The following is a 14,778-nucleotide window of genomic DNA, read 5'->3' on the forward strand; positions in this document are numbered from 1 at the left end:
AAGGAACGAGCACAAGCCAAGCTTTTTGTGTCCGCCCCTTAACGCGCTTATTAGGCTACTATACCTGCATACTGTTCAGAAGCCATTACGGGGATAAACTCTGTCACCACGTAACTTACTGCACCACTGGCAACAAATGGGTCAGACTCTAACACTTCAATTAACGACTCTTTCGTTGGATGTGCTGAAACTAGGATACCGCCAGTTCTGGGCACTTTCCTGCCGCCGAACATCAATAAACCAGATTCATACTGCCCTGCCAAATATTTTTTGTGTCGCTCCGTCAACTCAGGAGTAATTCTACTCATATCAGTGAAATTCATGTCGACCAAGTACATAACTGCCTCGCTTTGTTAGATGATAAGCTGTAAAGTGCTATTTATTTCGTAGCAGACTATATCGCTACTTATTTAGTAGCGCAAGAATTATGAAAACACCACTACCAAAGAAAAGTGTTCGAGGCTCAAGTTCAGGTGTCGCCATTATGGCCGCATTCGATCTGCTCGGTACTAAATGGAACATGAGAATACTATGGGAGCTTAGGTCAAAACCCCTGAGTTTTAGGGGAATACAAAACCAGTGTAACGGAATGTCACCATCGGTTTTGAACAGTAGAATTAAACAACTATCAGAAGCAAGGCTCATTTACACTTCTGAGGAGGGTTACCAACTCACTGAGCTAGGTTACTCGCTTATGCAAACCCTTGATCCTTTGAGAGACTGGGCTACTTCTTGGGAAGATGCCCTGCAGCAGTAGCCTAACGCGACACTAGCGGGCAGTGACGTAGCGGCATTATTGCGAAGTGCCGCTGCATCACCGCCACAGTGTGGCACCTAGCGCTTCACGTGTTCAGTGCTTTGTTATGTGTTACTACCATACTTGCTCATTCCAAGGCTTTGCTTGAATGTTCTTGTATTTGCCACTGAAAACGCCAAAAACGAACACAAAAAAAGATGTACCAGCCGAAAACCAAAGCATCCAAAACATGGCCAAAAAAACATCATAAAAAAATATGAAGATATGTTATTTTGCCAAAAACATAAGAAGGCCTAATGCAAGACCTAGCCATACACAGATCATAAAAATGACCTGAGATTTGGGGTAATTTTGAGGTATGAATGGCTTGTCTTTCAAATTAACTTGTCTCCCAATGCACATAATTCTTGCAATAAATGGTACAAAATAGCAGGCGAAAATTAGCGACGAAGGTACACAAGCCAGCTGTTTTTCGCCCTGTAGTTTAGGCACTTCTTATGTGGACTTACTTGAACCTTTTACATAGCGAATTATTAGCCCAACAAAATAAGAACCTGGTAAAACAAATAAACAGCTAAAAGTTGATATGAGAAACCATCCAACTATTAACTCTGGATCATACTCATTGTTGTGAAAGATACCTCTTATCCCGAGCAGATCGAATATGGCATAGGTAATCAATGTTGAATATAAAAAGCGTGACTTAACTTCCTTATTGTATATAACGCTACCTGTGATTAAAACAGGCTAAAATATCAACAACCCACCCTTTGAGATGCATAAAATTTTGCTTAGGGGCAGCCGAAACGCAGTGTTGTCTGCCCCATGAAGATCACATTTTTGTGGCCGAAATGTATTCGATAAATTTGTTATGCTCTTAACTGATATTCATGTTTAATCTCAGTCGCTAGCAACCAAGCTTTAGATTGTAATGAGCTAAAATTTTCATTTTTACGAGTTGTATGGGATAAGTAGTAATCATTAAATGAACCCATACCGCCATAGGCACCCAGTACTTTTTCTACACCACTGAAATCGGATTGTATAATCCTTTTTCTAGCTTCCTGCATCCAAACCAACCAATTCTCGTTTCCGTCATCCTTTAGATGAGAAATCATTTCATCGAGAATGCCTACTAATTTTTTAGTTTTAGGTCCCATATTTCCCTACACATCATGCCAAACTGAGGTGTGAACTACAATCATTGTTAGCTCTCGGGACAAGCGCTTTCCCAAGATTTAATTTCCTCCAACAAAGCCGCTTGAACTTGTTCGTGCAGCGATACGTTATGTTCGTTAAGACTATAGTTATACACTATATCTTTGTACATAACGTTTATTTTACAATTGTATGAACCAGCTAATTTACCACAAAACCCAACATACCAGTCTTTAGCTTTTTTCTTATTTGAGTTTTTAACTGGAGCTGACTTTACAAGGTGCCAAGGCCCTATTTCTTTTTTGAAATTGAACACTTTAAAAAGTCAGTTTTTGGATCTTTATATATTATTGGCTTTTCAATTTCTTGATGGATATTCCATGCATTGTCGCTGAGCCCATTAATATCAATAGTCGATAATGGTTAAATAATCCCGTTTACGTCATGCATCACTTTCGAGTTGTACTCGTTCGCATGACTTAAAGAATAATCAGGCACCTTATTCTTTATCCGCTGAGCAGGAATATACACCAATTGCTGCCCTACTGAGTCGTCCAACTCACCTTTTATAGGAGCCAACATTGAATCCATGAATGAAGTATTTGGTGAGTAAGACTTAGGGTAACAAATAGTAGTTTCATCAAATATCACTCTAACTAGTTTTTCGGCTACCGAAGAGAACGGCAAAAAAATTAATATAATAGCTAGTTTAAAGTGCATGATTTGATAAATCCATTTCGAGAGCTAACGCGTTACTTGCTAAAGCGTAGCGTAGACAGTCCCGTAGAGGTCACGCTGTTTGTGGCCGAAACGAAATCTAGTCACTTGTTAGTTTTCAATTGCCGCTACTAATTTGCCGTCAATTGAAAGATTACCATCGCTAATTAAGACGTCTCCAAGCCACACTGAACCATAAAACTTATTGTCCAGATACAATTCTTTACTGTACCGACCAACAATTTCCAATTTATGTTGACTAGATTGTGTGCCAAATATTACGGTATGTCGCAAAGGTGAAGGTGACGTTTTACCTACTGTCGAAATTGGCATTAGTTCCTCACTGTAAGGTTCCATAATTTTGATAGTTAGCCCTGGGTGATTAACATTGTATTCCATCCAATTACCAACCCTCTTACCTGCATCGGCACCAGTAAATCCAATCATACTGGCGCAACCGGATACAAAAAATACGGCACCTAACATGCTTGATTTCAAAAACGTACTCATAGAATCCTCTAAAAAAACTCACGCCCGCACCTGAGGAATCCCCAGACATTCATATTTAAAATCAATATTATGGGCACGCACGGCATTGATTGATCAAATTTATTTCGCCAAAAACCAAATAGATAACAGCACCATGCGTGATATCACTATCCTACACGATATGCTCAGAAAAAACTGCCCCCAAATGCATGCGCGGCGCCTTGAGTCACTAAAGGGAGGAGATGTCAGGAGGAAATGACAGACATCCATTCTAAAACTTGTTTGTCACTCCCCGTCTATGCTGTTAATCTGCTCCAAGGGTAAGGACGAACTCAATGCCAGCGTCACGGAAAATTCAGGTCAGCTTAATTGACACAAAATACTACCATTGCCTCTCCCGCTACTTGATGACTGCCACACTTTAGCAGCAGTTAACCGTGCCAAAAATACCAAACAACGACTGTTGTAACTGAAGTTACTCAGCCGTAAAGCCCGACTTCTGCAACTTTCCGCTTTTTTACTTGCAAAAGCGCTTGTATTGATAGTCAATAGACCGGTAACAAAAACAGACAAGACTGGGTGTCTTTGTTTTTGTGAGTTTTTTCTGGAAAAAGAAGTCTTAACTGCCTGTGTTAGAAATATGGTCATTACCTTGAACTCGATGTCCAGAGACAGAACGATGGGAAGCGTCAAATGCTGAAATTTAGCTATTGACGCCATAATCCTTTGTTATGCGCGATGTACACTACAGTTAAAGCAACCTGGATTTGCATTGTGAATATGTATGTATTCAACCTCATGGTTTAAGAGCTGCTTTCTAATACCGGGCTCCAATTCAGAGCCTTGCAATATCTCTGCATGAATCATAATTTGCTGTTTATTATAAGCTCTTATGGAGAGCTGCCTTTCTCTTAATATTTCAGGTATTTCGTTAATATCCAGCTTTGCCTCTATAGCATTTTCTCGAACAAAAATCGGACCAGATGCACGGTAAGGTGAATCAGCGTTATGATGTAAATAGGGCAATACTAAAACCCTTTCCCCTATATTTGCTTCTATCAATGACACCCTACACGGGTAACCTGGATTCGCATCGGCCGTTATCCATTTAGCATTGTGGTTTTCCAGTTCTCGCTCATTTAAATTCAAAAGTTCGGAAAAGCTGTGCTTATCAATCCCATTAATCTTGAAATCAGTCTTCATAGTTAATTACCTACTGTCAAATCAAAAACATGATTGTAGATACTCTGTATCTGTATACTCGCCACATTCGGAACTGAAGGTTCGATGGCAGGTGGATATCGCCGTGAATCGTTCGCTTGATATACAATTATTTTAGGAACTACATTCGTGCTCTGGGGAACGTTGTCAATTTAGACGGTGGTTAACTGTGACTTGTGAGGGTTCAGACAAAACAATGCCGTCACCTTGCCTGAGGTTGGTTGAATAGCTACGATAAATTGACAACAATTATTGTGAGCACTTATTACCGTAAGCTGTATAAATCAAGTGCGAGTAATAATGGAGAGGCAATGTGAGGATAAACCACCTTACCAATGCAAAGTAAAGTGGTTTGGCTCGACTTGAAAGGGTAACTTCAGGAGATGTAGTTAGGCAAAGCTTTCGTTGATGAGCTCTGCGCTATAGCCCGCACTGCCAATAATAGCGATAACCTCGTCTTCACCTTTGAAACTTGAAATTTCAACGATTTTATCATCGAGGCGGACATTCACTTGCGCTTGGCTATCTACCGCTTGCATTGCTTCTGTGATTACTTTTACGCAGTGACCACAGACCATTTTTTCTACTCTTAGTCTTAACATCATTTTTTCCTTTGTGGATTAAAGTGATTGCACTGTGAAGCTTCCCTTGATGGTAAGGTCAACTAATACTTAACCTTTTCTTCTGTTAGATGAATGAACAATTTTGTTTGACCTTACCATGAGGGTAAGGGTTAGTGTCCAACAATGAGAGTTAACGCGTTTGCGGAGATAGAAATGGACAAGGTAATAAAATTTAATGTATCAGGCATGACATGCGCCTCGTGCGTTGGCCGAGTTGAGAAAGCCTTAGAGAAAGTGTCTGGCGTTGTCAGCGCCAGTGTTAATTTAGCATTGGAAGCGGTGTCTGTTGAAGGCAGTGCGGAAGTGTCGGCGTTGGTGAGTGCGGTAAAAAATGCCGGCTACAAGGTCAATACTAGTGAAGTGCAATATCAAGTTAAAGGCATGACTTGCGCGTCTTGTGTGAGCCGAGTGGAAAAGGCGGCGCAAGCATTACCACAGGTAATTAAGGCTGAAGTCAATTTAGCGACCGAAAAGCTAACCTTAACTTTGGTGGCAGAGTTACCGTTCGCTAAAATAGAAGCCAAGCTTAACGACGCCGGTTACACAGTGATGCAGCCACAAGCAAACTCGGATGCGTCAAACGAACAAGTGGCGGCAACTCCATTTTATCGTGCTGATTGGTTCCCTGCAGTGGCGTCACTGACACTCACTCTACCTATGGTGTTACCCATGTTTGCCATGCTGTTTAACCAAAACTGGATGCTCCCGGCATGGATGCAATGGGCACTGGCAACACCTGTTCAGTTTTATTTTGGTGCGCGTTTTTATCGTGCCGGATGGGGAGCAATAAAAGCGGGGACGGGGAATATGGATTTGCTGGTGGCCATCGGCACCAGTGCAGCGTATGGTCTGTCAGTATACCTGTGGTGGACATTCAGCGGTGAGCATGGCGCTCCGCATTTATACTTCGAAAGCAGCAGTGCCGTATTGAGTTTGGTACTGTTGGGTAAGTATCTTGAACACAGAGCCAAGCGACGTACAACCAGCGCTCTAAAAGCACTTGAAAGCTTAAGGCCAACATCGGCTATGGTCTGGCGTGATAACAGTTGGCAAGAAGCCCCAGCTGGGGCAGTAAAAAGCGGCGAACGACTATTGATCAAACCTGGTGAGCGTATACCGGTTGACGGCGTTGTAGTTGAAGGCCACTCACAGGTAGACGAAGCGCTTATCAGCGGTGAAAGCGTGCCTGTTTATAAAGCACAAACAGATAAAGTTACTGGTGGTTCGGTGAATCTTGATGGCGTGCTTGAAGTGGACGCAACCAGTGTTGGCGCGGAATCGACCCTAGCCAAAGTTATTCGTTTGGTAGAGCAAGCACAAGGCGCGAAAGCACCAGTGCAAGCATTGGTGGATAAAGTGAGTGCGGTATTTGTGCCTGCAGTACTAGTGATTGCGCTCATTACATTTTTTGCATGGGGGCTCAGCACAGGAGATTGGCCATCGGGTATTCTGAATGCGGTGGCTGTTCTTGTTATTGCTTGCCCGTGTGCGCTTGGTTTAGCAACACCTGCCGCGATTATGGCAGGCACAGGCACTGCCGCGCGCTATGGGATCTTAGTAAAAGATGCTGGTGCACTGGAGCAAGCAACTGCCATCGATATGGTAATTTTTGATAAAACGGGCACGCTTACAGTGGGCAAACCAGAGTTAAGCAATATGCACACCTTTACCGCTCATCAAGACGATGTGTTACAGCTGGCGGCATCGTTACAGCAATACAGCGAACACCCGCTTGCCAAGGCTGTGGTCAATAAAGCACAAGAAAAGCACTTGCCATTGCTTCCTGTAAGCGACTTTAAAGTGGTGGCGGGTAGAGGTGTTAAAGCACAATACCTAGATAAAATAGTCTATTTGGGGAGCGGTTTTTGGATGCAAGAGTTAGGCTTAACTTTGCCTGCGCTACCAGAAGAAATACCGGGCGCTTCTTTGTCTTGGTTAGTGAACCAACATAGTGAACATAGCTGCGAGTTTTTAGCACTATTCTACTTTACTGACGAGCTTAAAGCTCATGCCTTTACAGCGGTCAAACAGCTCAAGCAGCAAGGGATCAAAGTTGCAATGTTGACCGGAGACAGCCAAAGTAGTGCACAGTACAATGCTAAATTGCTGGAATTGGACGATTATAAAGCGCAAGTACTGCCAGAGCACAAAGCTGAGTATATTGCTAATGCCCAACAGCAAGGTTACTGTGTGGCAATGGTAGGCGACGGGATCAATGACGCCCCAGCGCTGGCACAGGCTGATCTTGGTATCGCAATGGCTACCGGTACGGAAGTGGCGGTAAGCGCGTCGGCAATGACGTTGATGCGAGGCGAGCCAAGCTTAGTGGCATCGGCTTTAGCGATGGCAAAATTAACCTATCGCAAAATCAAACAAAATCTATTTTGGGCATTTATCTTTAATGTCATTGGTATTCCATTGGCAGCTCTGGGTTACCTTAACCCTATTTTTGCAGGTGCGGCGATGGCAGCCAGTAGTTTACTAGTCATTAGCAATGCGTTGTTATTACAACGTTGGCAACCAAAGGAGTAAACGTCATGGAAAAACTGATCACAATCGGCGAAGCCGCGCAGCGTACTGGACTCTCTGCAAAAATGATCCGCCATTATGAAGCAAGCGGACTACTAAAGTGCAGCAAAAGAAGTGAAGCGGGTTACCGGCTGTACGACTCGCAACAATTACAATTACTAGGTGTGATAAAGCAAGCACGAAAACTAGGGTTTCCTATTGCACAGATCCAATCTTTACTCGATTTGTTACAAAACCCAGACCGTACTAGTCGTGAAGTCAAATCGATAGCGCAGCATCATTTAAATGAGATTGAGCATAAAATCAATGAACTTCAGCAAATGCGAGAGACCTTGAAAAAGCTGTCGGACAACTGTAGTGGTGACGAAAATGCAAACTGTCCCATTTTAGATGGGCTTTGCCAAAATAGCCTAAAGTAGCCGAAGGTTAGAATAGCCAAACGTTAAAAAGCCAGTCTCCAATGATGAAGACTGGCTTTTTTGTTGTGCAGAATAGCGCTAAGCCTCAAGTAATAGTTTTGACTGGGTAAGTGCCAGCAGTGCACTTTGTAGTCTTGGCAGCGCCGCTTCAATTTCACTTGGTGAAATAGTACATACGGCAGCGCGATACCACAACTGTGACGCTTTAGAGCGACAGCCAAAGCTGGCGAATGGCACCAGTGCTAACCCTGCCCTGTCAATTAAATACCGACTAACTTGATCTGCATTTTCGAGTACGTTTGCGTCGGGTGTTTCCATGTTGATGGCGTCGATTTTCAAGGTCATATAAATGCCGGCATTTGGTATAAATGAATCGATTGCTATGCCTGCGCCTTTCATATCCTGAACCCCCTGATGCAGTACCGCCATTGAGGCTAGTATTTTTTCTTTAAAGTCGGCTAAATAACTTTGTAGATAGGCTTCATTTTGAAATAACACCGCGGTGGCAAGTTGCTCTGCCGTTGGAGCCATTGCACCTATATGTTCTTGGATCACCTGCATTTTAGCTATCACTTCGTGTGGACCTGTCGCCCATCCAACTCGAATGCCTGTTGCGGCAAAAGCTTTGGTGCCAGCATCAACCACAATTAAGTAAGGCTTGATATCTGGGCAAAGCGACGCCGGATGATAGTGCTCAACCTCTTGCATTGTCAGCATCCAGTAAACTTGGTCGTAGATCACATAGAGTGGTTTGGCGTTTATCGCTCTGCGGCGCGCGTTTTCTGCGACAACCATATTGCAGATTTCACTAAGCTGTTGCTTTGAAAACATGGAGCCGTTCGGGTTTTGCGGTGAGCATAAGGTGATAAGGCGCGCGTCAGATATATGCGCTTGGAGCTGTTCCGCTGTAGGTAAAAACTGATTTCCTTCGCTGGTTTCAATTGGCACGTGCTTGCCGCCACACATGGTGGTGTAAAACATGTTATTCCAAGAAGGCACAGGGTAGATCACCTTGTCTTCTGCGCTCACCGTAGCGAGCATTGCAGAATACAGCAAAGGCCTTGCACCGCCAGAGATAAGCATCTCCGTATCTGGGTTATAGCTGACTTTAAAGCGCTTTTTAGTTTGTTTTGCTACCTCATCGCGAAGTGATAGCACCCCCTCAAGCGGGGGATAATCGTTTTGCTTGTTCTCGTAAGCTTGCTGGATCTGTGCGGTAAGGTAGTCGGGCATCGGAAATTGTTGCGTGTCAAAATCTCCAATGATCAAATCACAAATTTCTTTCCCCTTTGCAAGCTGCTCCTGCACGTAAAACTCAAGGTGAATAATGTCTGAGTAATCAAGTGCATTGGCTAAATTCGATAAGTTCTCCATTGTTATATTTTATCCTTAATTATTTTATTGGGAAGAATTTAGTATTACTTAAATACGTAAAGTTAGTGCTGCGACTTCTCTAATCTTGTTGAGTGCGAAGTCAATTTCGGCTTCTGTAGTATGCCTGCCTAGGCTAAAGCGTATGGTTGCCTGCGCCAGCTCATCCGATAGCCCAAGTGCGGTTAATACGTGACTGGGCGATAGGTTGCTTGACGAACAAGCTGAGCCGGTACTGACTGAAATGCTTTTCTTTAATAAGCTCAGCATTTTTTTACCGTCGGTGTCATGAAAAGAGACGTTACAAACATGCGGGAGTCTTTCTTCGCTCATGCCATTGACCTGTACCTGTTGCAGCCCCAATAAACCATCTTCTAACTTGTCTCTTAGCTGCTCAACTTTTTCAATTGCGCCATTGCTCAGTTCTCGCTGTGCAAGTTCTACAGCCTTGGCAAAACCAACAATACCAGGCACATTTAACGTGCCACCACGTAGCCCCTGCTCGCTTCCACCACCGGTGATCTGCGGTCTAATATCAACCACTCTATTGCCATGTTGATGTCTTAAATACAGGCCGCCAACCCCTTTAGGGCCATAAATTTTGTGTGCCGAGCAAGTTAAAATATCAACAGGGCAAGTGAGCAGATTGATACTAACCTTGCCTAGCGCTTGTGTCGCGTCAGACATAAATAGAATGCCATGTTGCTTTGCAATAAAGGCAATGTCGTCGATTGGATTAATGGTGCCGATTTCGTTATTTGCGTACATCACGGTGATTAAAATCGTTTCAGGCGTGATTGCGGCCTTCATTGCGTCAATATCAAAGCTGCCATCTGGTAACGGCTCAAGATAAGAAACACGAGCGCCTTCATGTTCTAGATCTCTAAGTGTTGCAAGCGTTGCTGGGTGCTCAATCGACGAGGTAATAATGTGCTTGCCTTTATGATTACAAGCACGAAACACGCCGCGGATCCCTAAGTTATTGCTTTCAGTGGCGCCAGAAGTAAAGATAAAATTTTCAGGCTGTGCGCCAAGGGCGTCTGCAATCTTTTCACGCGCGTGTTCGACCGCTTTATGGGCGTTCCAGCCATGTAAACCATACATGCTCGCCGCATTACCAAAGTCGTTACAAAAGTAAGGTAACATGGCTTTTAACACAGCTTCGTCGCACGGTGTTGTGGCGTTATGATCTAAATAGATAGGAAAGCGTAGCGACGCTTCGGTGGTAGGCTTACTCTCTAGTGCTGTAATAAATGACATAAAAAATCTCCGTATAAAATGGGGCAACAGTCAAATTGAAGCAGATAGATGCGTACGTTACGCTTCGCAAACTTCGGTTAGGGTGCTGGTTTGGGTGTTAATGGAATAATCTTTCATATCAAAGTCAGACAAGAAGATATTGGAGATCTGTACGATATTATCGCCAAGGCGTTCGTTTTGTAGGAAAAGCCCTAACGCTACTTCAGTACCGTTCACGACTTTGTGAAAGTCATCCATTTCAGAGAAGTCCATAATGTGGAATACCCCAGCCTGAGGATTCATTTTCAGTGCTTTTTGGTATGTGTCTTTATAGTGCTGCGCCATGATAAGCGGGCATTTTGCAGTCCATATGTCCTTATCTTTTGATTCAGCTAAAACGATATCTACTCCCTTACTGTTTTCGAACAGAATTTTAGTTACACCGTTGCTCGTTGCGAGTGACAATTGCGGGAAACTTGCTAAATCTTGCGAGATGATTTTACGTAAAGATTGGATCCCTCGGTTTTTACAATTACGCTCCCCTTGAAGCACTAAACGGTCGCGTTTTACAATGCTGTAGTCACTTAATACGGCTTCTAACTCGTCAGGCAATGGCGCAAGTCCTTGGCTGTCGGTGGTCATTGCTGGGGATGCTGAAATATCACAAGACTCACTACCACACTGCAAGCCCAGATCGTCTATCAACACGCCAAGCATCACTTTAAGTTTTTTCTTGTGTTCGAGAATCGCGTTGTTCGCGACATTTAACACCTTTACCATTGAATCTATCGAGAATTCGGTAGCGGAATAACGCGGATCAAAATGTCCACCTTCTAGATAAAAGACGGAGACTGTCGGGTAGTGTTCAGCGACATCCATACGGATCATATCTAGGAGTTTTTGCTCTACTTTTCCAACCATTTTTTCTTTTAATTTCATTTCATTAGTCTCTATTTTTTTTGTTGAGTTAAATGTGTTTACTATCCTTGGCTGCCGCGCCTAATCAACTCCAATAAAAGGACATCAAACGGAAATTAATTTCCGTACTCCATGAGTTCAGTCGTGTTAATCAAGGTGAAACCATGCTTAAGGCTTAGTTAAATTGGTTAAGTAACTGTAAAGATTGACACGGTGGTAAGGTCAATGTTTGTTTGCATAAAAATTGAGTTTTTTGAAAGTTTATGTGTGAAATTTTCATTTCAATTGTTCGGCTCGTTACACTGCCAATTAGCAGATACCAAGTTATCTCTATGATCTAAAGAGTAGTAATGTGACTCACCCCTTTTGATAGTGGCAACAACTTGCCCTTTTTGGGGAATTCAGTTCTCCAGTTAGAGGCAATAAATGCGAAAGGAAAAGCATTCGCGCGCGAACGATAAGCTTTAACTTCGCATTCAAACAAGGGGATCTTACATGGGCTAGCTCATCGCAAGCCGGGCAAAGCACACACAAAAAGTGAATTTAAAAAGGAGTGAAATATAAACGATTGATTAAATTAAAGATTTCTAATTAGCGAAATATGCTAAGGGCTGACTGCGCCCAAAAAAAGAAAGCGACCATCTGCCACCCTCAATACTTCTCTATTTCTACATCGCTATTTACTAAATAGAAGCACCACACAACGACGCAGGGCTTGTTCAACACCCAGATAAGGTGTCGGCTTCGCGACACCTATCCTTATTTGTTAAATGGCATAAGCACCAAGTCTAATGATTGTAAAACCAACATACTCACCTATTACTTTTGGATCATGGGTATTAATTACATCCTCTTCGATTAATACGCCACAATCGACTTTGACTGGATCTATTGAAATAATTTGGCCAATCGCCCTGTATTTCCAACCATCAATTTGCTCAATACCTTTCTTCCTCTCAGGGTTTGAACGGAAGATAGACTCCCAACTCTCATCCTCATCAAGTAAATTTGAAAACTCAATTTCAAAACATTCACCAACCTTTGGCATGGTGTCTACATCTAAGGTTAATTCATCCATTACGCAATAATGCTGCGTAAGCGTCGCCTAAACCACACCTAGCCGCTGAGTGATCAGAGCTTATAAAGTACAGCTCTGATTTCAACTCGGAGCTAATCATGCCTAAATACAAGACCGCGCAGCAATGGCTTACACTTATCGAGCAGCAAGCGCTTAGTGGTTTGTCTGTCACTGATTTTTGTCAGCAGCACAACCTCAGTACAAAATCTTTCTATTATCATCGCGCTAAGCATCATAAGAAAAAAGCGCCGCAGGCATCTCAGTCTTCCTTTGTCGCTGCTCAGCCTGCTGTGCCAGCGCCCGTCTCCCAGCCTCCACTGTTCCAACTCAAACATGGCCAGAGCACGGTATTGCTGCCATCAACAACAGATACCCTTTGGCTCGTAGCACTGCTGAAGGCATTGTCATGATCTGCTGGCAAAATGAAGTGGTTTACTTACATCGCCAGCCGGTAGACTTTCGTAAATCCATCAATGGACTTGCGGCGATTGTTGAGCAAGCAATGGCAGCGTCCGCAATGACGGGTAACGTCTTTGCCTTTTGCAATAAAAATAAGGACAAGCTGAAGGTGCTGTATTGGGATAAAACCGGTTTTGCACTGTGGTACAAACGCCTCGAAAAAGACAAGTTTAAATGGCCAGACAAAGAAGACGATGACGTCATTAGGCTGACTGCCGAGCAGTGGCAATGGCTACTGTCAGGCTTGTCCGTCATTGCCCATAAGCCGCTCAGTTATGGTTATAACGTATGATCATAACAGCGACTTTTTGATCTCAAAACAATCTAAGCTATTAATTTGAAAACAGTTACTTCGCTGATAAAGTAACACTCATGCAAAACGAACTTGATGTATTACGCCAGCAGTTAGCGAAGCAAGAAGAGATCATTGCTCAGCTCCAGGCACGTAATAACTACCTCGAAGAACAATTCAGACTGGCCCAGCAAAAACGCTTCGGAACCAGCAGTGAGTCGCATCCGGCACAAGCAGACCTGTTCAATGAAGCCGAAACGCTTGTTGAAGAAGCGTCTGAGCAAGACGTTGAAGCCATCGAATATCAGCGTAAAAAGCCAACGCGCCAGCCTCTGCCAAAAGACCTCCCCCGCGAGCGGATTGTCCATGACATCGACAACAAACAGTGTGACTGCTGTGGCGGTGAGCTGCACAAAATGGGCGAGGATGTGAGCGAAAAGCTGGAGTTTATCCCGGCTCAGGTGAAAGTCATTGAACATGTCAGGCCAAAATATAGCTGCCGACAGTGTGAAAAAAACCAAACCCAGGTCAGGATAGTGCAAGCGCCTGTCCCAGTGAGCCCCATTCCAAAAGGAATCGCCACGGCCAGTTTGCTCAGCCAGATCATCACCAGCAAATATCAGTACGGCTTACCGCTGTATCGGCAGGAAAGCCTGTTCAAACAATATGGTATCGCGCTGGGAAGGCGCACCATGGCAGACTGGATGATCCGCTGCGCCAGTTTATTCAAACCACTCTACGATAGGCTACACGACGTGTTGCTACAGCAACCGGTGATACAGGCCGATGAAACCACGGTTAAGGTGGTGAAAGAAGACAAACAAACCAGTTACATGTGGCTGTATTGCAGCGGCACGGATTCGCCTGTGGCTGAGGAAAGCATCCCCAATATCGCCCTGTTCGACTATCAGAATAGTCGCGCGGGTCGCTGTCCTGTGGACTTTTTACAAGGCTACGACGGCTACCTGCAAGTTGACGGCTATGCCGGGTATGAGCAAACTCAAGCCACGCTAGTAGGCTGCTTGGCACATGCAAGGCGTAAGTTCAAAGAAGCCGCAGACGCACAGGCCAAAGGCAAAACCGGCAAGGCGAACTGGGCGCTCAACCAGATTCAAAAATTATATCGAGTTGAAACTGCATGTAAAACAGCAAGCGCAGAGGCGCGCCAGGCTGCACGGGCACAGCAAGCGGCTCCGCTGCTGGCACAGTTTAAAGCCTGGTTAGATAAATCAGCACAAACGGTGGTCCCCAAATCAAAGCTGGGCGAGGCTGTCCACTACACGCTAAGGCAATGGCCGAAACTCATCCGCTACCTCGATGACGGACAGCTAAAGATAGACAACAATCGGGCAGAGCGCGCTATCAAACCATTCGTCATAGGGGTAGTGTTCAATTTTCTGTGTCATTTCGATAAGTTAAGATGCAAAAAGAGAAATGACTCATGACTACACAAAAATTTGATTTAGATTCTGTATTGAAAGCGCTCCAGGACGGCAAAAACCTCACTG

General features: G+C 44.0%; 15 protein-coding genes and 1 pseudogene. 6 read left to right on the top strand and 10 right to left on the bottom strand.

All coding sequences use genetic code 11. The features are described from left to right. Positions 1-50: 50 nt before the first annotated feature. A complete protein-coding gene (locus L1285_RS23145; protein ID WP_046007374.1) occupies positions 51-338 on the bottom strand; it encodes a YciI family protein in 288 nt (95 codons plus the stop codon). Positions 339-484: 146 nt separating this feature from the next. Here L1285_RS23145 and L1285_RS23150 point away from each other — a divergent pair, with 146 nt between their 5' ends. Next, positions 485-757, top strand: a complete 273-nt coding sequence (locus L1285_RS23150) for a winged helix-turn-helix transcriptional regulator (RefSeq protein ID WP_268836354.1) — start codon at positions 485-487, stop codon at positions 755-757. 869 nt (positions 758-1,626) lie between these two features. Here the strand turns inward: L1285_RS23150 and L1285_RS23155 are convergent. The 5 genes from L1285_RS23155 to L1285_RS23175 all read right to left on the bottom strand — a co-directional run bounded on the left by L1285_RS23155 (position 1,627) and on the right by L1285_RS23175 (position 4,944). Then, on the bottom strand, positions 1,627-1,917 hold the full coding sequence (locus L1285_RS23155; RefSeq protein WP_235414505.1) for a DUF6966 domain-containing protein: 291 nt from the start codon (positions 1,915-1,917) through the stop codon (positions 1,627-1,629). Positions 1,918-2,338: 421 nt separating this feature from the next. Then, complete coding sequence (locus L1285_RS23160; protein WP_235414506.1) at positions 2,339-2,635, bottom strand: hypothetical protein; 297 nt, start codon at positions 2,633-2,635, stop codon at positions 2,339-2,341. Between the two features lie 108 nt (positions 2,636-2,743). Continuing rightward, positions 2,744-3,142 carry a hypothetical protein gene (locus tag L1285_RS23165; protein WP_235414507.1) on the bottom strand — a complete coding sequence of 133 codons (399 nt, stop codon included), beginning with the start codon at positions 3,140-3,142 and terminating at the stop codon, positions 2,744-2,746. Positions 3,143-3,850: 708 nt separating this feature from the next. Then, positions 3,851-4,324: a DUF1203 domain-containing protein gene (locus L1285_RS23170; RefSeq protein ID WP_235414508.1), complete on the bottom strand. Its 474-nt coding sequence runs from the start codon at positions 4,322-4,324 to the stop codon at positions 3,851-3,853. Between the two features lie 407 nt (positions 4,325-4,731). Then, positions 4,732-4,944: a heavy-metal-associated domain-containing protein gene (locus L1285_RS23175; protein ID WP_235414509.1), complete on the bottom strand. Its 213-nt coding sequence runs from the start codon at positions 4,942-4,944 to the stop codon at positions 4,732-4,734. A gap of 174 nt (positions 4,945-5,118) precedes the next feature. On the opposite strand from L1285_RS23175, the gene L1285_RS23180 reads away from it, so the two are divergent. Beyond that, complete coding sequence (locus L1285_RS23180; RefSeq protein WP_235414510.1) at positions 5,119-7,497, top strand: heavy metal translocating P-type ATPase; 2,379 nt, start codon at positions 5,119-5,121, stop codon at positions 7,495-7,497. A gap of 5 nt (positions 7,498-7,502) precedes the next feature. After that, a complete protein-coding gene (gene cueR / locus L1285_RS23185) occupies positions 7,503-7,913 on the top strand; it encodes a Cu(I)-responsive transcriptional regulator (protein ID WP_235414511.1) in 411 nt (136 codons plus the stop codon). A 78-nt stretch (positions 7,914-7,991) separates the two neighbouring features. On the opposite strand, the gene L1285_RS23190 is transcribed toward cueR, so the two are convergent. From L1285_RS23190 to L1285_RS23205, 4 genes are all read right to left on the bottom strand, one after another. Continuing rightward, the gene (locus L1285_RS23190; protein WP_235414512.1) at positions 7,992-9,287 is read right to left on the bottom strand and encodes a pyridoxal phosphate-dependent aminotransferase; all 1,296 of its coding nucleotides are present in this window, start codon (positions 9,285-9,287) and stop codon (positions 7,992-7,994) included. Positions 9,288-9,335: 48 nt separating this feature from the next. After that, the gene (locus L1285_RS23195; protein ID WP_235414513.1) at positions 9,336-10,544 is read right to left on the bottom strand and encodes a cysteine desulfurase family protein; all 1,209 of its coding nucleotides are present in this window, start codon (positions 10,542-10,544) and stop codon (positions 9,336-9,338) included. A gap of 57 nt (positions 10,545-10,601) precedes the next feature. Next, a complete protein-coding gene (locus L1285_RS23200; RefSeq protein ID WP_235414514.1) occupies positions 10,602-11,462 on the bottom strand; it encodes a hypothetical protein in 861 nt (286 codons plus the stop codon). A 745-nt stretch (positions 11,463-12,207) separates the two neighbouring features. Continuing rightward, positions 12,208-12,519 carry a hypothetical protein gene (locus L1285_RS23205; protein ID WP_235414515.1) on the bottom strand — a complete coding sequence of 104 codons (312 nt, stop codon included), beginning with the start codon at positions 12,517-12,519 and terminating at the stop codon, positions 12,208-12,210. A gap of 98 nt (positions 12,520-12,617) precedes the next feature. Here L1285_RS23205 and tnpA point away from each other — a divergent pair, with 98 nt between their 5' ends. From tnpA to tnpC, 3 genes and pseudogenes are all read left to right on the top strand, one after another. Next, a complete protein-coding gene (tnpA, locus tag L1285_RS23210) occupies positions 12,618-12,929 on the top strand; it encodes an IS66 family insertion sequence element accessory protein TnpA (protein WP_235414516.1) in 312 nt (103 codons plus the stop codon). Next, positions 12,926-13,270, top strand: a complete 345-nt coding sequence (gene tnpB / locus L1285_RS23215) for an IS66 family insertion sequence element accessory protein TnpB (RefSeq protein WP_235414517.1) — start codon at positions 12,926-12,928, stop codon at positions 13,268-13,270. Before tnpA ends, tnpB begins: the two co-directional genes overlap by 4 nt. Positions 13,271-13,350: 80 nt before the next feature. Next, positions 13,351-14,652: pseudogene (gene tnpC / locus L1285_RS23220) on the top strand (IS66 family transposase); the annotation flags it as partial. Positions 14,653-14,778: the final 126 nt, after the last annotated feature.

This window comes from Pseudoalteromonas sp. DL2-H2.2, from assembly GCF_021532535.1.
GTDB lineage: Bacteria > Pseudomonadota > Gammaproteobacteria > Enterobacterales > Alteromonadaceae > Pseudoalteromonas > Pseudoalteromonas rubra_A.